The 17,720-nt window shown below is 74.0% G+C and carries 15 protein-coding genes; 7 read left to right on the forward strand and 8 right to left on the reverse strand.

The annotated features are described in order from the left end of the window. Nucleotides 1–51 precede the first annotated feature (51 nt). On the forward strand, nucleotides 52–1,026 hold the full coding sequence (locus AB0947_RS05400; protein ID WP_366748923.1) for a D-cysteine desulfhydrase family protein: 975 nt from the start codon (nucleotides 52–54) through the stop codon (nucleotides 1,024–1,026). 71 nt (nucleotides 1,027–1,097) lie between these two features. Here AB0947_RS05400 and AB0947_RS05405 read toward each other — a convergent pair whose 3' ends face one another. Both AB0947_RS05405 and AB0947_RS05410 read right to left on the reverse strand, forming a co-directional pair. Continuing rightward, the gene (locus AB0947_RS05405) at nucleotides 1,098–1,454 is read right to left on the reverse strand and encodes a cupin domain-containing protein (RefSeq protein WP_366749178.1); all 357 of its coding nucleotides are present in this window, start codon (nucleotides 1,452–1,454) and stop codon (nucleotides 1,098–1,100) included. A gap of 216 nt (nucleotides 1,455–1,670) precedes the next feature. Next, entirely contained in the window at nucleotides 1,671–2,813 is a 1,143-nt protein-coding gene (locus tag AB0947_RS05410; RefSeq protein ID WP_366748924.1) for a LysR family transcriptional regulator, read from the reverse strand. Between the two features lie 140 nt (nucleotides 2,814–2,953). Here AB0947_RS05410 and AB0947_RS05415 point away from each other — a divergent pair, with 140 nt between their 5' ends. From AB0947_RS05415 to AB0947_RS05440, 6 genes are all read left to right on the forward strand, one after another. Beyond that, nucleotides 2,954–3,649: a type 1 glutamine amidotransferase domain-containing protein gene (locus tag AB0947_RS05415; RefSeq protein ID WP_366748925.1), complete on the forward strand. Its 696-nt coding sequence runs from the start codon at nucleotides 2,954–2,956 to the stop codon at nucleotides 3,647–3,649. Between the two features lie 147 nt (nucleotides 3,650–3,796). Beyond that, complete coding sequence (locus tag AB0947_RS05420; RefSeq protein ID WP_366748926.1) at nucleotides 3,797–4,270, forward strand: hypothetical protein; 474 nt, start codon at nucleotides 3,797–3,799, stop codon at nucleotides 4,268–4,270. Between the two features lie 63 nt (nucleotides 4,271–4,333). After that, complete coding sequence (locus AB0947_RS05425) at nucleotides 4,334–4,996, forward strand: SigE family RNA polymerase sigma factor (protein ID WP_366748927.1); 663 nt, start codon at nucleotides 4,334–4,336, stop codon at nucleotides 4,994–4,996. After that, nucleotides 4,993–5,334: a hypothetical protein gene (locus AB0947_RS05430; protein WP_366748928.1), complete on the forward strand. Its 342-nt coding sequence runs from the start codon at nucleotides 4,993–4,995 to the stop codon at nucleotides 5,332–5,334. The genes AB0947_RS05425 and AB0947_RS05430 overlap by 4 nt, the downstream gene beginning before the upstream one ends. Before the next feature lie 281 nt (nucleotides 5,335–5,615). Beyond that, complete coding sequence (locus AB0947_RS05435; protein WP_366748929.1) at nucleotides 5,616–6,461, forward strand: alpha/beta hydrolase; 846 nt, start codon at nucleotides 5,616–5,618, stop codon at nucleotides 6,459–6,461. 168 nt (nucleotides 6,462–6,629) lie between these two features. Next, a complete protein-coding gene (locus AB0947_RS05440) occupies nucleotides 6,630–7,922 on the forward strand; it encodes an alkaline phosphatase (protein ID WP_366748930.1) in 1,293 nt (430 codons plus the stop codon). Nucleotides 7,923–8,228: 306 nt separating this feature from the next. Here AB0947_RS05440 and AB0947_RS05445 read toward each other — a convergent pair whose 3' ends face one another. The 6 genes from AB0947_RS05445 to AB0947_RS05470 all read right to left on the reverse strand — a co-directional run bounded on the left by AB0947_RS05445 (nucleotide 8,229) and on the right by AB0947_RS05470 (nucleotide 17,492). Next, on the reverse strand, nucleotides 8,229–11,234 hold the full coding sequence (locus AB0947_RS05445) for a hypothetical protein (protein WP_366748931.1): 3,006 nt from the start codon (nucleotides 11,232–11,234) through the stop codon (nucleotides 8,229–8,231). After that, nucleotides 11,231–13,045: a peroxidase family protein gene (locus tag AB0947_RS05450; protein ID WP_366748932.1), complete on the reverse strand. Its 1,815-nt coding sequence runs from the start codon at nucleotides 13,043–13,045 to the stop codon at nucleotides 11,231–11,233. The genes AB0947_RS05445 and AB0947_RS05450 overlap by 4 nt, the downstream gene beginning before the upstream one ends. Before the next feature lie 55 nt (nucleotides 13,046–13,100). Next, entirely contained in the window at nucleotides 13,101–13,490 is a 390-nt protein-coding gene (locus AB0947_RS05455; RefSeq protein ID WP_366748933.1) for a hypothetical protein, read from the reverse strand. A gap of 109 nt (nucleotides 13,491–13,599) precedes the next feature. Beyond that, nucleotides 13,600–14,763, reverse strand: coding sequence for a catalase family protein (locus tag AB0947_RS05460; RefSeq protein WP_366748934.1), 1,164 nt, complete (start codon nucleotides 14,761–14,763; stop codon nucleotides 13,600–13,602). Then, nucleotides 14,760–16,193: a peroxidase gene (locus AB0947_RS05465; RefSeq protein ID WP_366748935.1), complete on the reverse strand. Its 1,434-nt coding sequence runs from the start codon at nucleotides 16,191–16,193 to the stop codon at nucleotides 14,760–14,762. Before AB0947_RS05465 ends, AB0947_RS05460 begins: the two co-directional genes overlap by 4 nt. A 24-nt stretch (nucleotides 16,194–16,217) precedes the next feature. Further along, complete coding sequence (locus tag AB0947_RS05470; RefSeq protein WP_366748936.1) at nucleotides 16,218–17,492, reverse strand: hypothetical protein; 1,275 nt, start codon at nucleotides 17,490–17,492, stop codon at nucleotides 16,218–16,220. Nucleotides 17,493–17,720: the final 228 nt, after the last annotated feature.

Here is a 17,720-nt window from a genome sequence, read left to right on the forward strand (position 1 = left end):
GACTGGCCCCGACACCGACACCGACACCGACACCGACTCAAGGACACCACCATGACCCACCCGCCCGTACCGCTGGGCACCTTCCCGACCCCTCTGGAACCGGCGCCCCGGCTCGCCGCCGCGCTCGGGCTCGGACCGGAGGACCTGTGGGTGAAGCGGGACGACCTGACCGGCCTGGGCGCCGGCGGCAACAAGATCCGCAAGCTGGAGTGGACGGTGGGCGCGGCCCTCGCCGAGAGCGCGGACACGCTCGTCACCACCGGTGCCCCGCAGAGCAACCACGCCCGGCTGACCGCCGCCGCGGGCGCCCGGCTGGGGCTGGACGTCGTCCTCGTCCTGCGCGGCAGCCCCGGCGCCTCCCGCTCCGGGAACCTCACCCTGAACGGCCTGTTCGGGGCGCGGCTCGCCTGGGCCGGCGACGTGGACCAGGCCGGGCTGGACGCGGCGGCGGCCGAGGTCTGCGCGCGTCTGCGGTCCGGCGGCGCCCGCCCGGCACTGATCCCGTTCGGCGGCTCCAGCACGCTGGGGGCCAGGGGGTACATACGCTGCGGCACCGAACTGCGCGAGCAACTGCCGGACCTGCGCACGGCGGTCGTGGCCCTCGGCTCGGGCGGCACGATGGCCGGGCTGGTCGCGGCCCTGGGCAGCGGGTCGGTACTCGGCGTCGACGTGGGCGCGCTGGCCGACCCGGCCGCGGCGGTCGCGGAGTTCGCCGCGCCGCTCACGGCGGAGGCGGTCACGCCGGACACCCTGCGGATCCGCCGGGACCAGGTGGGCGCCGGCTACCCGGTCCTCACCGCCCCGGTACGGGACGCCCTCCGCCTCGCCGCCCGCACCGAGGGCCTGGTCCTCGACCCCGTCTACACCGGCCGCGCCCTGGCCGGCCTGCACGCGGCGGTGCGGGACGGCACCGTACGCCCGGGCGAGCGGACGGTCTTCGTCCACACCGGCGGCCTCCCGGGCCTGTTCGGCCACGCGGACACGCTCGCCTTCGCGGAGGAGGAGGCGCGGGCCTTCGACGCGTAGAGCGACCCCGCCGGACCGCTCCCGGGGCGGCCCGGCGGGGCGAGGGGGCCAGCGGACGGAACCGGCGCCGGCTAACCCTTCGCGTACTCGTTCGCCATCGTCCCGGCGAAGTCGTACACCACGACCTGTTCGTCGCCGACCACCCAGGCGTCGTGGCCGGGCGGGCAGACGAAGACGTCGCCGGGGCCGACCTCGCTCTCACCGCCGTCGTCCATGCGGAGGTGCAGCCTCCCCCGCACCACGTACCCGTTGTGATGGACCATGCAGCTCGCGGTGCCCGCGATCGGCGCCACGCTCTCCGACCAGCGCCACCCGGGTTCGAACGTGCCCACCGCGAAGTCCAGCCCGGTCAGGTGGAGCGCTTCGATGTGGCCGCGGGGGAAGTCACGCCGTTCGTCCGGCTTCTCGACCGTCTTCACTTCCAGGATGACGGTGTCCTCCCTTCCGGCCGCTGACCGCGGCCGGGGCCGGCCACCGTCCCCCGGCGGCCTCGGACGGCACCGGCGCTGCGGCGGCGGCGGCCGTACCCCACGGCACCATCGTCGGCCCCGCGACCCGGCACCGCCATCCAGGCGGAGGCGGGACGCAGATGCCCGCCGCGGCGGTGCTGTTCGGCGCCGCCACGCACGGCAGCGGCCCACCGGCTACCAACTGCGCGCCGCCCGCAGCAGGAGGGCGCGGACGCGGGCCACGTCGGGGTTGTCGGAGGCACCGGGGCGCTGGACGAGGAAGCCGGTGTTGATCGGCGGGTCCTCCGGTTCCAGCAGCGCGACGAGCGCGCCGGACGCCAGGAGGTCCTGGCACAGGTAGCGGGGCAGCACGCTGAACCCGGCGCCGGCGGCCACGGCCGCGAGCACCCCGCGCAGATCGGGGACGGTCACGGCGGCGGTACGCGACAGACGCCGGCCGAAGACGTGCCGCCAGTACCGGCGGGCGATCGGCAGGTCCTCGGCATAGGTGACGAGCGGAACGTCGTGCAGCACGGCGGGGTCGAAGGAGCCCGGCGCGGCGACCGCGAACCCCTCGGCGTCCCGCGCGGCGGGCCCGTGGGCCTCGGCGCCCCGCACGGCGGACCCTAGACCCTCGGTATTCCGCACGGCAGACCCCTGACCTTCGGCACTCCGCGCGGCGGGCCCGCGTCCCTCGGTCTCCGGCCCGTTGGCCCCCTCGGCATCGGTCTCCCGCGCAGGGCCGCGTCCCGTCAGCCGCTCCGCCCAGACCGGGGCAGCGACCAGTACGAACTCCTCGTCGGTGAGCGGGACGGCGTGCACCGTACGGCCGCGTGGGCGGGTGGTGGCGATCACCAGATCGTGGCGGCCGGCCCGCAGTTCGTCCAGCAGCGGATCGGTCAGCCCGGTCGCCACCCGCAGCCGTACGCCTCCGGTGATCAGCGGAGCGAGGGCCGGCAGGACCCTGGTGCACAGGAGTTCCGCCGGGCCGGCCAGATGCACGGGATCGGCGCGGGTGCCGGCCGGCGGGGTCGGCCCGGCGACGGCGGCCAGCTCGTCCAGGGGCGCGGCGATCCGGGCCGCCAGCTCGTCGGCCACCGGGGTCGGCGTGACCCCGCGCGGCAGGCGTTCGAACAGCTCCCGGCCGGTCTGCCGCTCCAGCGCGCGCATCTGTGTCGTCACCGTGGGCTGTGACAGTCCGAGCAGCCGGGCGGCGCCGGTGAAGGAGCCGGAGCGGTACACCGCGAGGAAGGTGCGCAGCAGGTTCAGGTCGAGGGAAGCGAGGGAAGCGGTCTCCACGGATCCGAGTATGGCTGCCGGGCATTCCCCCGCTGCCATAGGAAACCCAATGTCAGCTATTGGGTGCTTCATTGGATGCCTATGGGTCGTCTCGCCTACGTTCGTTCCCGCGGGCCCGGCCCGCCGCCCCCGCGGCCCCGGACCGCCCGTGGACGCAAGCCTTCTGGAGGAAGAACCCCATGTCGAAGATCCTGTTCGTGATGACCGGCGCCGATCACTGGACGCTCGCCGACGGCACCGCGCACCCGACCGGCTTCTGGGCCGAGGAGGCCGTGGTCCCCTACCGGGCCGTCAAGGCCGCCGGTCACGAGGTCGTCGTCGCCACGCCGGGCGGTGTGGTGCCGCCGGTGGACCGGGCGAGCCTGGCCGCCGAGGTCAACGGCGGTCAGGAGAGGGCCGACGAGATCACCCGCGGGCTGGAGGAGATGACCGAGCTGCGGACGCCGGTGAAGCTCGCGGAGGTGGACCTCGCCGACTTCGCCGCCGTGTTCTACCCGGGCGGGCACGGCCCCATGGAGGACCTGGCCGTGGACGCCGAGTCGGGCCGGCTACTGGTGGCGGCCCTGGACTCGGGCAAGCCGCTGGCCGTGGTCTGCCACGGTCCGGCCGCCCTGCTCGCCGCGGTCCGCTCCGACGGCGGCAAGGCCTTCGCCGGCTACCGCGCGGCGGCCTTCACCAACGAGGAGGAGACCCAGGGCGGCCTCGCCGGACAGGCCAGGTGGCTGCTCCAGGACCGGCTGACCGAGGCGGGGGTCGAGGTGCGGGCGGGTGAGCCGTGGGCGCCGCACGTCGTGGTGGACCGCAACCTGATCACCGGCCAGAACCCGGCCTCCTCGGCCCCGGTCGCCGAGGAGCTGCTGAAGCGGCTGGGCTGAGGGACCAGGCCGCGGAAACGGGTCGCGGAAACGGGTCGCGGAGAATTCGCCGGAGGTCACCCGCAACCTCGCCCGGGGTCGGACGTCTGTCGGGGTGGAGGCCTCCACCTCGTCCAGTTGTCCGACCCCGAGCGACCGAAGGAACACATGTCCGTACACCGTGCCCCGCGCCCGAACCGCACCCACCGGCTGCGCGCCGCCCTGGGGGTCTCCGCCGTGGGCGCCGCCCTGGCCGTCGCCGGCACCCTGACCGCCCAGGCGGCCCAGGGCGACGGCCCGGCCCCGGCCGGCAGCCGCGCCGCCCATCCCACGGCCCGCTCCCAGAGTGCCGCCACCCCCTCCCCGGTGCCGTCGCCGGTGCGCACGGGGACCCCGTCCCCCGTCCCCTCCCCCGTACGCACGGCGAGCCCCGCACCGGCGCCCGCCACGCCTTCCCCGGTCCCCGCCACGGCCACTCCTTCCCCGGTGCCCTCCGTGCCCGGACCGGCCGCGCCGAGCCCGGTGCCGTCCACCGCCGCTCCCGCGCCCCGGCACCCGGCCCCCGCTCCGGAGCACGCGCGTCCGGCGCCCGTACCGCACCACCGCCACGCCACGCCGGCGCCGGTTCCGCAGCAGCACTGAGGCAGGGCCGGTGCGGGGGAGCCGTCGCGCGGCGGCTCCCCCGCACCCGGGCCCGGGAGATCCATGACGACAGCGACACCACCGGCGACGGCCCCGCCCTGGGAGCGGCCCGCGTCCTGGCGGCGCCCGGCAGCAGCACTGCGGGCCCGCGTCCTCGCCCGCATCCGCACGGGTACGGCACCGGCCGCGCCCGGCACCGGGCCCCGTACCGGCACCCGGACCGCCGTGGACGCCGGGCGGCCACCGGGCATCGAGGAGCTCTACCACCACCGCAGGCTGTCCCTGGTGCGCCTGGCGGTGCTGCTGGTGGACGACCTGCCCACGGCCGAGGACGTCGTACAGGACGCGTTCACCGCGCTGTTCCGGCGGCACGGGCACCGGCTCGCGCGGCTGGACGACCCGGAGGCGTACCTGCGGACCAGCGTCGTCAACGCGGCCCGCTCGGTGCTGCGGCGGCGCAGGACCGCACGTGCGCACACCCCCGCCCCCGAGGGACACGCGCCCGCTCCCGAGGAGGACGTGCTGCTGCACGAGGACCACCGGGAGGTGCTGGCGGCGCTGGGCACGCTGACCCGGCGGCAGCGGGAGGTTCTGGTGCTGCGCTACTGGTCGCATCTGACCGAGGCGGAGATCGCGGCGACGCTCGGGCTGTCGCGCGGCGCCGTCAAGTCCACGGCCAGCAGGGCGCTGGACGCCCTGGGCCGGCGTCTGGAGGGGCTGCGATGAACGAGTCCGGTACGGGGAGCACGGCGACGCCGGTGGAGGAGCGGTTGCGGGCCGCACTGGCCGCGCGGGCACAGCGCGTCGGGCCGGCCGACCTGCGCCCCCTGCGCCCGCCGGCCGGGCCGGTGCGGTCCCGGCGGGTGCCGGTGCGCCGGGCGGTGGTGGGGATGCTGGTCCTGGCCGCCGTGGTCGCGCTGGTGTTCCTCTCGGTGCGCCGCGAACCGGCCCGCCCGGTCGAGCCGGCCCGCTCCCCGCATCCGCCGGCCGGCACGCCGACCCCCGTCCCGAGTCCGGTGAGCCCGTCCACGCCCCAGCCGTCCCCGAGCGCCCGGCGACCGTGAGTACGCCCGGGGTGACATGGCCGCGGTACGCAACGCCGTGGGCGGGCGGGGGCGTTGGGACACTGGCCGCCGTCCGCGCCGGTCTTGCGGCAGACCCGGCCGCATGGTCTGCCGCTCCCGAGTGCGAGGCGGTGCGGCGCGTGGCACATTGGGCGTGTGGGCCGTGCAGTGCCAGGCCCGTGGCCGCAGGTGCCCGGGGATCCCGGATGACACCGCACAGCCGGCCGTCGCTCCCCTCGTAGCCGGTGCCGCGGTCACCTCCCTGCTGAAGAACTGTGGGTATGGGTATGCACCGAACGCACTCGTTCCGTTACGCGGCCGCCGCGGCCGGCGTCTCGTTCGCCGTCTCCGCGCTCCTCCCGGCGCACGCCTCCGCCGCGGGCCTGCCGGCGACCGCCTCCCCGGCCGCCGCCAAACCCATCATCGTGCTGGTTCACGGCGCCTGGGCCGACGCCTCCAGCTGGAACGGCGAGGTCAAGATCCTCCGCGGTGAGGGGTACCAGGTACGTGCCGTCGCCAATCCCCTGCAGAACCTGACCACCGACTCACAGACGATCGCCGACTTCCTCAAGACGGTGCGGGGTCCGGTGGTCCTCGTCGGCCACTCCTACGGGGGCAGTGTCATCACCAACGCCGCCGCGCAGGTCAAGAACGTCAAGGCGCTGGTGTACGTGGACGCCGCCGCGCCCGCCGTCGGGGAGACCAACGGATCCCTGAGCGGTTCCACGTCGGCGCTGAACGCGCCGCCCAGCACGCTGTTCGACAGCGCGGCATACCCTCAGGCGCCGTCCGGGGCGAAGAACCTGTACCTGAAGAAAAATGTATTCGTCAAGGACTTCGCCAATGACCTGCCCACCGACCAGGCCGAGAACCTGTGGGCGACGCAGCGAGCCGCCTCGACGGCCGCGTTCGACACGCCGTCGAAGCACGCCGCCTGGAAGACGATCCCGTCCTGGTACTTCATCAGCACGGGCGACCGGATCATCACCCCGCAGTCGGAACAGCGCATGGCTCGGCGCGCCCACGCGAGGACGACCGTCTTCAAGGGCGGGTCACACCTCACCCTCATCTCACACCCGGACGCGGTGGCCAAGGTCATCAGCACGGCGGCCCACTCCGCGGGTTGACCCGTCGCCCGGTGCCCCTCACTACGGGCGCGGCGGCAAGGCTGGTCTCGTACACCGTCCTACGGACGCGGACTGTTGGCGCAGACGTCACTTGTGGTTCGGCTGTGGCCGATCATCTCCCCATTAGATTGCAAAGGAAGGACTTTGCGATCCCCATGGGAGAGTTTTGTGAACAGAAACGTGCGTGGTCTGCGTTGGGCGGCGCCTGTCGCGGCGGCGTCCGCGGCCGTGGTGGCGACCATGGTGCTCAACCCCACGCCGGGCGCGTCCGCCAGCGCTCCGCAGAGCGCGGCGAAGGCGAAGGCCCCTGCCGCGAAGAACGTCATCTTCATCAACGGCGACGGCATGGGTGCCGCCGCCCGTGAGGCGGCACGACTGCATCTCGCCGGGCTTCAGGGCCGGCTGACGATGGATCGGCTGCCGGTCTCGGGTCAGCTGACCACCACGCCGGACGACCCCAAGGCGGTGGTCACCGACTCCGCGGCGGCCGCCACCGCATGGGCCACGGGCCAGAAGACGTACAACGGCGCGATCAGCGTCGACACCGACGGCAACCCGCTCCCCACGCTCGGGGCCCAGGCCAAGGCGGCGGGCAAGGCCACCGGCCTGGTCACCACCGCACAGGTCACCGACGCCTCGCCCGCGGCCTTCTTCGCCAACACCGCCGACCGCGGCAAGCAGGACGAGATCGCCCGCCAGTACCTCGACGTCAGCAAGCCGGACGTGATCCTGGGCGGCGGCGAGGACTGGTGGCTGCCGGCCGGCACCGCGGGCGCCTTCCCCGACAAGCCCGCCGAGGACACCAGCGAGGGCAGCCGCGGCACCAAGGGCAACCTGATCGCCAAGGCCCAGCGCTCCGGCTACAAGTACGTCACCACCGCGAAGGACCTGGACAAGGCCGCCGGCGGCAAGTTGCTCGGCCTGTTCGGCAACGAGGAGATGTTCCAGCAGCGCCCCGAGGGCCAGGGCGACGTCTACGCCCCGGTCGTCGACCTCGCCACGATGACCAGCAAGGCACTGAAGACGCTGGACAAGAACAAGAAGGGCTTCTTCCTCATGGTCGAGGAAGAGGGCGTCGACGAGTTCGCGCACAGCAACAACGGCACGCGCGTCCTTCAGTCGATGCAGCAGCTGGAGAAGGCCGTCGCCGTCGCCCGCGCCTACCAGGCGACCCACCCGGACACCCTCCTCGTGGTCACCGGCGACCACGAGACCGGCGGCCTCGCCGTCGAGGAGAACGACGCGACGGACGAGTCCGGCACCGGTGTCTCCGCCGAGGACGGCCCGTTCACGATCCACGGCAGTGACCGGACGTTCACCATCGACTGGACGACTTCCGGCCACACCAGTGTCGACGTTCCCGTGACGGCCGGCGGCCCGCTCGCGAGCCGGTTCTCGGGCAAGCACGCCAACACCTACGTGCACGACGTCCTGTCCCAGGTGCTGGCCCCCCGCCGCTGACCGGTGCGGAAGTCCGCCGTGCCGGCCCGCGTCGGCGGAGGAATCCGCCCGGCGCGTCCGGCAACGGCACACCGGGGAGCGGTGTCGCCCGGCCGGAGGCGCTCCCCGCTCGGGTGCAGGTTGACCTCCGGGGCCGGTCCCGCCGACGTACCGGGGTTGTCGGTGGGGGCCGCCTCCGATGTGCGCAGTGGCTGTGCCGCTCAGCAAGGTGTGGGCCATCAGGGTGTCGAGCGCGGACCGGCCGGGAGCCGTCAGGCGGGACGGCGATCCGGGGCCCCGCCCCGAACAGCGCGGCCGGGACACCCCTCACGCACCGGTTCCCGCCGGCCGGCGGGCACGCGGACTTCCGTCACCCCGGTACCCGGCCGGGGGTGGGCAGCTCTCCGCCGGGAGCAGGTGCGCGACCCGCTCACCGATCCAGTGGCCGAGTGCCTGGTAGGCGTCGAAGCGCCGGCTGTCGAACCACTGGTCGCTGGTGCCGTCGTGGGGAAACGCGTGGTCGGCCTGGGCGTATGCGAGGAGTGCGTAGGGCATGTCGGGGGTCAGCGTGGCCCGGGCCACGATCAGCTCCCCCTTCGTCCCCAGTTTTCGGCCGTGTTCGTCCACCCGTGGCCGCGGATAGACGATCTCGCCCACGACCACCGCGTCGGCCGAGAGCCGCAGGTCCAGGGCGGCCAGGGGGCTCGGCGAAGGTACCGGTGCCGGCTGGCCCGGCTGGGGTGGCTGCGGCGGCAGGGGCGGCCGCGGTGCGAGGGGAGGCGCGCTGCCGGGAACGAGCTTCTCCCACTCCTCGCGCGCGATCCTGATCTCGACCCCGAGTTCCTCCTTGGCCAGCGCCATCGCCTCGCCCAGAGCGGCGGCGAAGGCCCCGGAGCCCCCGCTGGCGTCCACGCACACGGCGGTGTCGACGCCGTGCCGGAGCAGCTCGACCAGGCCGAGGTTCTCGTAGTGCCCGCCGTCCGTGACCAGCAGCATCCGGTCGTCCAGCGGATAGCGGCCGGACACTTCCCGCAGCAGGTACGGCAGGCGGCGGATGCCGGGCATCGGGGGCAGCCCCCAGTCGGCCTGCTCGTCCCAGAGGGAGTCCAGCACACCGGGGTTGGGGAGCCAGGTGCCGAGCCGGGCGTTGGAGAGCGCGAACAGCGTCTGGAACGCGCGTGCCTGACGCCCCATGGCCGAGGCGAAGGCCGCGCCGGAGACGGCGACGGCCGACTCGACGGTCAGGTCCTTGCGGATGACGGGTCCGGTGCGGTTCCACAGGACGTCCGTCCGGGCGTACCCGACGTCCGGACCGCCGACGTAGTCGTACGACAGGGTGAACGACACCGCGTGCCGCCCCGGCGGTGTGCGGTCGTCGCCGGACAGGTTGGCCGCCGCCGCGAAGACGACCTGGGGGAAGCCCGGGTGCCGCCTGCCGTAGCAGGCGAGCGGGGTCGGCTCGTCGAAGTCGTAGGGGACCGCCAGCTGTGCACCGTCCTCGTCGGTCTCGCGGCGGACGGCGAAGGCCGTGGCCAGCCGGGCCCGGTAGAAGGGGTGGAGACTCGTCCACGTCTGGTCGAGGCTCAGCGCGACCGCGCACAGGACGACGGGGAGGCCGATCTGGACCGCCCCGGGCCAGGTCCGCCCGACGTGGATCGCCCAGCCCAGGACGAGCAGGGAGGCCACTGCCACCACGACGAGGACCACCCACACCATCAGGTACTTGCCGACCACGGGCACGGCGCGCACCAGCCGTGTGCGCCGGGCGGACCGGACGGTGCGCTCGGTGGACTCGACGCGCCGCCAGGTGGTACCGGCCAGCACGGTCAGGTAGGTGAGCAGCCCCACGACTCCGCCGCTCACCGCGGTCCCCGGGCCGTGGAGCGTCCACAGACGCGCCGTCGCCCACTCCAGCGCGGGGAGGATCACCACCACGACGGCCAGCAGCAGGCCCGCCCACACGAACGTGAGGAAGGCGCTCTTCAGCACGCCCGACAGGGACCGTACGGCGAGGAACAGGGACACCAGCCACAGGAACCAGAACACGGCCGCGCCGCACAGCAGGGCCAGAACGGCCCACAGCGCGGGCGCCCGGAAGCCCGGGAGCCGGGCCGGGTCCGCCAGCGGAACGAGGTGGTAGCCCCAGCTCAGGGCCAGCCCCAGGACCAGCAGGGTCGCGGTGAGCAGCCCCAGGGAGGCCAGCAGGCCCCGTAGGACGGCTCCGATGGCGGCCAGCCATTGACCGGTGCCCTCCGCGACGTACTTGGAGTGCCGGCGGGTGTGGTCCTCTTCCGGCGTGCCGGGCATGAAGACGTCGCGGGTACGGGTCCGGTACCGGTCGTCGCCCCGGCGCCGGTCCGTCCCGGCCAGCGCCAGTTGCAGGGCACCCGCGGTGTAGCCGCCCCCGGAGACCGACACCAGGTACCGGGCCCGGCGCAGCTGGGGGCGCAGGGCCTGCAGCGCGCCCAGGGTGACGCAGGCCGAGCGGATGCCGCCGCCCGAGACGCAGAAGCCGAGGCCGCCCTGTTCCCGGCCGGGCGGCACCCGGCTGCCGTTCTCCCAGCGTGTCTCCCTGGAACGCGCCTCGCCGGAGCGTGAGGAGCCTGCGCGCGCTGTCCCCGGCCAGCGCGTCCGGCCCCACACCATCACGGGCCAGGGCGGGACGACGTCGGGGCCGGAGGGGGCCGTGGCGCCGAGGTGCCCGTTCCCGCAGACGCATGTCCGGCGGTGTGCGCGCTCCCTGTCGAACCGGCGCCGGGCGCGGCCGTGGAACGCGGCCCGTTTGAGGACGATCACGACGAGGACGGCGGCGACCGGTACGGTGAGGACGAGCAGCAGCCACTTGACCGTCGCGAAGCCCGCCGCCCAGGCGAACGCCCAGTCCGCGCCGTTCAGCCCGTGCAGAAGCAGCAGTTTCTCGGTCACGGCGCACACGCACGCCGCGACGGCAGCGCCGATCCCGTACACGACCAGGCAGCGGTGTCGCATGCGCATCGCTATGGTGCGGCCGCTCAGCCAGAACACGAGCACCGTGCCGGCGGTGTGGGCCCCTGTGAGGACGAGGTCGGCCGTCAGCGCCGTACGGAAGTCGGCCGTCCGGCCGCCGACGAGGGTGCGCGCCGCACGCGCTGTGCCGGCCAGTTGCAGCCCCACGTCGTCGACGGCGGGGGCGAGGTGGCGGATCCACAGCCCCGCGCCGACGACGGCGACGGCCACGACGGCCAGGACGCAGCCGCGCACACGCGACAGCGTGCCGGGGCCCTCGTCCTCCGGTGGGGCCTGCGGGCCGCGCGTCGCGTCGTCATCCACCTCGTGCCGCACCTCGTGTCTCACCTCGGGCTCCCGGCCGCGGTCCACGGGGCGAAGGCGTTGTCCACCGACCGCAGGGACGCCCGCAGCCCCGGGAAGTGCCGGAGCAGCACGCTGGTCATGGTGTTGTCCTCGATCCAGTCCAGACCGGCCTGGGTGTACACCTGCGGTGTGTAGTCCCTGGTGAGGAACCGGTCGCTGTTGAGCCGGCGGGAGGCCATCAGGACGAAGACGCGGAAGGCGGTGTCGCTGAACGCGAAGCCCTGGGGGCGGGACTCGGCGAACAGGCCCACCGAGAGGTCGACGCGCTCGATGTCCCCGCCGTAGACGCGGCGCATCTCCTCGGCCCAGACGGGGTTGTCCGTGAGGGTGTCGAAGTCCTCGGCGGGGCGGAGGTGGAGCTGGCGGCGGAACTCGTTGTAGCGGGGCACCCCCACCTCGCGCGAACGCAGGATGTCGACGGCCCCGAGGTCCATGAGCTTGCCGTCGGGCCGCTGGAACTCCTGGAGGGCCCGCGGGTAGTTGTGCAGGGTCACCAGGCCCGGGTGCGAGGTGCCGAAGGAGTACAGCAGGTCGCTCAGGGTGTGCTTGCCGAGGATCTCGTACGCGTGCCACCCCGTCAGTTCGCGGAAGCCGGCCTCCTGCAGCAGCGAGTCGTCGGCGGCCGACCGGAAGCTCCAGTCGTCCGGGATGAGGGGGTGCATGCGGTAGACGGCGACGAACTCCTCGGTGAGCGAGTACGGGACGCCGAAGTGGTCCGTGCGCCCGCCCACGATGCCGCTGAGCACCTCGCTGCCGCTGACACGGCCGAGCAGCCTGTGCAGGCGCCGGCCCAGCAGGCCGTACCAGTTGGCGTTCAGGGCGGTGACGGTCGTCGGGTGGCTGATGACGGCGGGGGTCCACTCCACGGTGTGGATCTTGGCGATGAGCGCCGCGTTGACGAGCCGTGCCCGCTGGAAGAGCTCCTCGTCGGACCAGGTCGGGCAGGCGTCGTGCAACGCCCCGCAGATCGCGTTGTGCTCCAGCAGGAAGACCAGGTGCATCATGGCCAGTCCGACCCAGAAGCCGGGGATCGCCGCCGGGTCCTTGTCCGGGTCGTCCGGGAACAGCGGCCCGTCGGGGACCCGGAGCCTGCCGCCCTGGCCGGTGCGCAGCGACCGCTGTTCGTCCAGGTTGTTCCCGTACAGCTGGGACGCGTCCCACCAGGGCGAGTTCTCGTTGAGGAAGGTCGGCGGCAGAGCGTCGGTGCCGTCGGGGCGGGTGGGGTCGGGGATGGTCCGCGGGATGAGCATCGGCGGTGCGGGCCACGGGTCGTCGTCGGTCAGCTCGATGTGCCAGGGGCGGTCCATGGTGCCCTGCCCGTGGCTGACCCAGTCCCTGACCATGAACTGGAGCCAGGCGGCGACCAGGGCGTTGACGGACTCGGCCGGGACGAACGCGTTCCGGGTCAGCAGGGCCCGGCTCACCTCGCGGGGGCTCGGGGAGAGCAGGCGTGGCTCGGGTTCGGGAAAGGCCCGGTCCGGTGGCACGTTGCGGCCGAAGCGCGAACGGGCCATGCCCATGCGGAGGTCGGTCAGGTCGTTGTACGTCCCGTCGGCCGTGCGCTCCGTGGCGTTCCGCGCGTGCGGGGGGCCGACGTCCGGCAGGTCGTACGACGGGTAGGAGCCGGTGTCGAAGAGGTTCTTGCGGCGCAGGTTGTCCCGCAGGCCGACGAGGGTCAGCAGACCGAGGGGTTTGGGCAGGCGCTGCCAGCCGACCCTCTGGTCGACGGCGACCGCCAGCCGGTCGTGCAGCCGCACGAACCACGGCGCCCGGCCTTGTGGTGCTGTGCTCATGAGGGGATTCCTTCCGGCGTCCCGTCCCGGGAGGCCCGGCGCAGCGGCTGCGGCGTCAGCGGACGTCCGGCAGCCGGCACGGCCACCCCCGGGCGACGAGTGTCAGGGCGACGTTGACCGTCGAGATCGCCGTGGCCGCGGTGGCCATGCGGCGCGGCAGCAGGCCCTCGCGTCCGGCGCAGGCGGCCGCGAGGGCGTCGCTGGCGTGGATGAGCGTGCCGGTCCGCAGCAGGCGGTCGCGGTCGTCCGCGCTCGCGGGGCAGAGCAGTTGGGCGCCGATGACCACGGTGCGCACCCCGAACATGCGGAGCACGTAGACCAGGGCGGGCTGCCGGGGGTCCGCGCCCAGACGGCGGGCCATCACTCGCGGGGTCAGCAGCGCCGCGGCGCCGTTCACCAGTCGGATGACGGCCAGAGAACGGCGCGCGGCCGTCCGCACGTCCATCTCAGGTCCCTTCCAGGCGTGCATCCGGGGGATGTTCGCGCCCTCGTCTCCCACGATAGGGGAAGCGGTCCTGATGTGCGCGTCGGGGCCGCGGGTGGCCGCCGGTCCGTCATTCCTCCTCTCCGGGCTCCTGGTGCGGCGTGCCGTTCATGGTCTGCCTGAGCCGCGCGAGCCGCAGGTAGATCGTGCGGCGGGCCCGGTTCTGGTTGCCCAGCGGCCGGTGTTCGGGCAGGGCGTGCCAGGGGTTGAAGGACAGCCGGTCGGCGCGGGCGAACTGGTCGGCCGGATCGCACTCCTGCCGGTGCAGACGCAGGGTGGCCACCGGCACGAACGGCGAGAGGCGTTCGGGCCAGACGACGGACGCGTTCTCGACGGGCATGCGGTGGGCGTCCGTCTGCACCTGGACGAGGAAGTCGAAGCAGACGTCGCGTTCCCGCAGTGCGGCGGCCAGGGCCTGCCGCAGGTAGTCGTCGGGCGGGCGGCGGGGCACCCGGCTGCGGGTCGCCTCGCGGGGCACGAGGGAGTACTGCATGGCCTGGCCCTCCCCGAGCAGGTACGGTGCGCAGCTCCAGTAGCGGGCCTCCAGCGGGCTGGTCTGGGTCCTCGCGTAGAGCCCCTGCATGATCATGTCGCAGAGGTGCGGGTGGGAGGGGTCGAGGAAGTACAGGACCGGGGTGCCCGCGAAGACGTGCCGTTGCAGCCGGAGGTTCTCGACGACGTCGGGCGTGGTGAAGGCCGGCGCGCTGATGCCGGTGAAGTCCTGGGTCCACCGCTCGTCGTCGAGCAGCTTCTCGCCGTCGACGCCGAGGAGTTTGACGCCGATGCTGAGGACGCCGTTGTCCTTGATGTCGGGCGGTGCGAGGGGGCCGGGACCGGCGAAGCGGACCCAGGCGCGGTAGGTGGCGGGGGTGCGGAACACGCCGTGCCGCAGCCGTGCGGGCAGGTCGTCGCGGACGGTGAAGTCCGCGTGGACGACCCCGTGGGTCTTGGTGTTGCCGGCCCGCTGGGCCTGACCCGGCCGGTACTGGCGCCGGACGAAGCGGGCCATCTGCTGTGCGATGGCCTCGGCGACGGCCGCCTCGTCCGGCACGGCCCGCTCTTCGGCGAGGCCCAGGTGTTCGTCCCGGCGGCGTACGTTGACGCACCACTGCACGGCGGCCTGGAGGGGTCGCAGCAGCGTCCGGTCGAACAGCGGGCGCACGTAGGGGTCGACGCGGCGCTCCAGCAGGACGCATCCGAGGACCGCGTCGTTGAGGCGCTGCCCGGCGTTCACTGCCGGCCGTCCCCGGGTGCGGCCGTGCAGAGGTAGTGCAGCGCCTTCAGACCCGGCAGGAAGAAGTAGGCGCCGCCCCGCACGGTGACGAACTGCGGGAGGCCGGCGTGGCGGGTGCGGAAGGGCCTGCCCTGCTCGGTGAAGGTCGCGCGGCGTTCCTGGCGCGGCGCGACGATCGGGTCGGGGCCGTCGTGGAGTCCGTTGAAGTTCGGGTTGTCGAGCCAGGTGTGCTGGATGAACTCGAACTGGCGGGAGATGTTGGCGTTCAGTGCGAGGAAGTGCAGTCCGCGTGCGTCCGGGTTGTCCCCCGTTCCGTCGGGGCCGTAGGGCCGGCCGCGGCGGAGCAGCCGGTGGCGGCGTCCGACGGCGACCGAGTCGGCGGAACCGGGGCGCGGGTCGAGGGAGTCGCGGGGGTTGGCGCGGCGGATGTGGGCGCCGAGCGGGCAGCGCAGACCGGCCGGATCCGTGGCGTGGTAGCCGAAGCCGTTGTCCGTGGCCAGTGCGGGGTCGTCGTGGTCGGGCGCCCGGACCAGGGGGGCGCCGCCGGGCCAGCGTCCCACCATGCGCGCGGCGAGCGCCTCCTGTGCGGCGGGGTCGCTGCTGCCGTCGGGACGGCGTGTCTCCGCTTCGAGGTAGTCCCGGAAGGCTTCGACGTCCTGGTGGAGCTGCCGGAAGACGAGGTAGCTGCCGTTGCGCCCGAGGTCCGCGCCGCCCTCGGGGGCGCGGGGCAGCAGGCCGAGGGGGTCGCGGCGGGGCGGCAGCAGCGGGCGGTCCGTCAGCAGCCCGTACTCGTTGGGGTAGCCGAGGAGGAACTCCCCGGCGCGGACGACCTGCTGTCCGGGCTCCGTGTCGCCGTCGCCGGCTGCCGCCGCGGCCTTGGGCAGACCTTCGACGAGGGGCTGGGAGATGCCGTCGCGGAAGCCGAAGGGCTCCTGGTCGGTCAGCTCGGCGGTGCCCAGCCGTACGGTCTCGGTGAACGCGCCGGGGACCAGGACCTCGCGGCGGATCTCGGCCTCCAGTCGCCGCAGCCGCTGCCCGTCGCGCGCGTAGAGCATCACCAGGACGTGCACCGGCGGGCCGGCCGGGCCGCCCCACCTCCAGTGCCGGGGAGCGCTCTCCCCGACGTCCCCGAGGAAGCGGCTGCGGTCGGGTTCGGTCATGCCTGCGACGAACTCGTACGGAAATCCGTCCCGTTCCGGTGTGTCCAGTCCCAGGCGCCGCAGGCCGTCCGAGGTGAGGGCCACGTGGACGGCGGTGTCCGCCGGATCGGAGCGGCTGTTCGGCACGCGGGGCGCCAGCCGCCCCAGTGCGGCACGGGCGCCGGGCGCCGGCCCGGCGGTGGCGAGCACCAGGAAGCAGGCCGAGGCCAGGGTGCGGTAGCCGCGGGTGACCAGGCCCTGGATGTCGTCGAGTTCCAGCGGCGGCGTCATGGTGTCACCCTTCCTTCGAGCCCTTCAGAACAGGGCCAGCCAGGCCTCCGTCTCGGCGGGGCCGAGCTGCCCGAAGAGGCCCGCCCGGATGCGGGCGTTGATCTCCAGGTCGTGCGCGGTCGAGGTGTCGTACGCGGAGTACCAGACCTGCGTGGGCACCTGGTGGCACCGCAGGTAGTCCTTGAAGGCCTGCTCGTCCCTGGCGCCGTCCAGCACGAGCCACCGCGTGCGCGGATAGCCGCGGCCGTTGCTGAAGACGGCGTTGAGTCCCCAGGCCACCTTGTCGATGAAGTCGTCCATGTAGCTTTCGAGGCTGCCGTCGTAGTCGCTGGCGAAGATCACCCGCCGTTTCCCGTCGGTGAACAGCCAGCGGGCGAAGTGGATGGTCTTGACCCCGGCGAGGTTCCCCCGGTCGAAGAGGTGACGGACGCCGTAGTCCACGGCGAACAGGACGGCGGTGAGCGTGAGCCGCCGGAACGGGCCGGCCTTGACCGAGCCGACGGCGGTGAACGGGTTCTGCGCCACGAAGTCCTCGCAGCCCGCGAGTTCGCGGATGCGGTCGTGGCCCGGACGGGCGCGGTCGGGGACGTCACGGCGTTCGTGCCGCCTGAGCAGGACGGCCCAGACCGGCAGGGCGGCCACGAGCGGCGGCAGCAGCGCCAGGGCGGCCAGCGGAACCCCGACCAGGTGGGCGGCCCGGCGGATCCGCCACCCGAGCGGGGGCGGCGGGGGCCCGGTGCGCGCCCAGGCGAGGTCCTCGCGGCCTGCGACGTACTCCTGGACGGCGGCCCTGATCTCCACGGGGCTCCTGCCGGCCAGAGCCGGCCCGTTCCGGTCCAGGAAGTCCTCGATCACCTCGCGCAGCAGGGCCTCCTGTGCGATCTGCTGCCGCCCCCTGCCGACGGTGTTGACGTAGAACGCGGCGCACGGCACCGCATGGGCACGCAGCCAGTCGGTCCGCGCGGCGTCCGGGGAGCCGCCTGCCGGATATCCGGCGCAGTGCCCGAACACCCGGTCCAGGCCGTCGCGCGCCGTGCGGACGAGATCGGCGAGGTGCGCCTCCGCGGGCCCGTCCACCTCGCTCATGTACACGACGCTGGGCGGCATGTCCGCCGTGGCGCCGCCGGGTCCGCCGGGCACGAGGACGACGCGCGCGAAGTGCACGCCCGGTATCTCGGCGAAGGGGAACAGCTCACCGGCCGTGGTCTTCCGCCCGGCCTCGCGCAGCAGTTCCCGCACCTCGGCGACCCGGTCCGGCGGCAGGGCGGCCCGGACGGTGACCGCCGTCTGATACGGCATCTTCAAGCACCTCCGCCTCCGCTCGGGACCTTCGGGTCCGCGCGTCCCGGAACGCCGGGCCGGAATCCAGGAGTTCGCGCCGTCCCCGGCAGGCGTCGCACGGGCAGCCGGGACGGTGCGGGTGCGCCCGCGCGAGCAGCTCGGGTCCCCGCGGGACGGAAGGGCCGGCCGGCGTCGATGTCGACGGGGTCGCTCATCGTGCGCCTCCAGGCCACTGCCGTGGACGCG

Source organism: Streptomyces sp. NPDC047841 (assembly GCF_040704085.1).
Lineage (GTDB): Bacteria > Actinomycetota > Actinomycetes > Streptomycetales > Streptomycetaceae > Streptomyces > Streptomyces argyrophylli.

Bases quoted from the DNA above. Each gene is read 5' to 3' on its own strand.
- AB0947_RS05400 (WP_366748923.1), top strand. From the start codon at position 52: ATGACCCACCCGCCCGTACCGCTGGGCACCTTCCCGACCCCTCTGGAA.
- AB0947_RS05410 (WP_366748924.1), bottom strand. From the start codon at position 2,813: ATGGCAGCGGGGGAATGCCCGGCAGCCATACTCGGATCCGTGGAGACC.
- AB0947_RS05415 (WP_366748925.1), top strand. From the start codon at position 2,954: ATGTCGAAGATCCTGTTCGTGATGACCGGCGCCGATCACTGGACGCTC.
- AB0947_RS05420 (WP_366748926.1), top strand. From the start codon at position 3,797: ATGTCCGTACACCGTGCCCCGCGCCCGAACCGCACCCACCGGCTGCGC.
- AB0947_RS05425 (WP_366748927.1), top strand. From the start codon at position 4,334: ATGACGACAGCGACACCACCGGCGACGGCCCCGCCCTGGGAGCGGCCC.
- AB0947_RS05430 (WP_366748928.1), top strand. From the start codon at position 4,993: ATGAACGAGTCCGGTACGGGGAGCACGGCGACGCCGGTGGAGGAGCGG.
- AB0947_RS05435 (WP_366748929.1), top strand. From the start codon at position 5,616: ATGGGTATGCACCGAACGCACTCGTTCCGTTACGCGGCCGCCGCGGCC.
- AB0947_RS05450 (WP_366748932.1), bottom strand. From the start codon at position 13,045: ATGAGCACAGCACCACAAGGCCGGGCGCCGTGGTTCGTGCGGCTGCAC.
- AB0947_RS05455 (WP_366748933.1), bottom strand. From the start codon at position 13,490: ATGGACGTGCGGACGGCCGCGCGCCGTTCTCTGGCCGTCATCCGACTG.
- AB0947_RS05465 (WP_366748935.1), bottom strand. From the start codon at position 16,193: ATGACGCCGCCGCTGGAACTCGACGACATCCAGGGCCTGGTCACCCGC.
- AB0947_RS05470 (WP_366748936.1), bottom strand. From the start codon at position 17,492: ATGCCGTATCAGACGGCGGTCACCGTCCGGGCCGCCCTGCCGCCGGAC.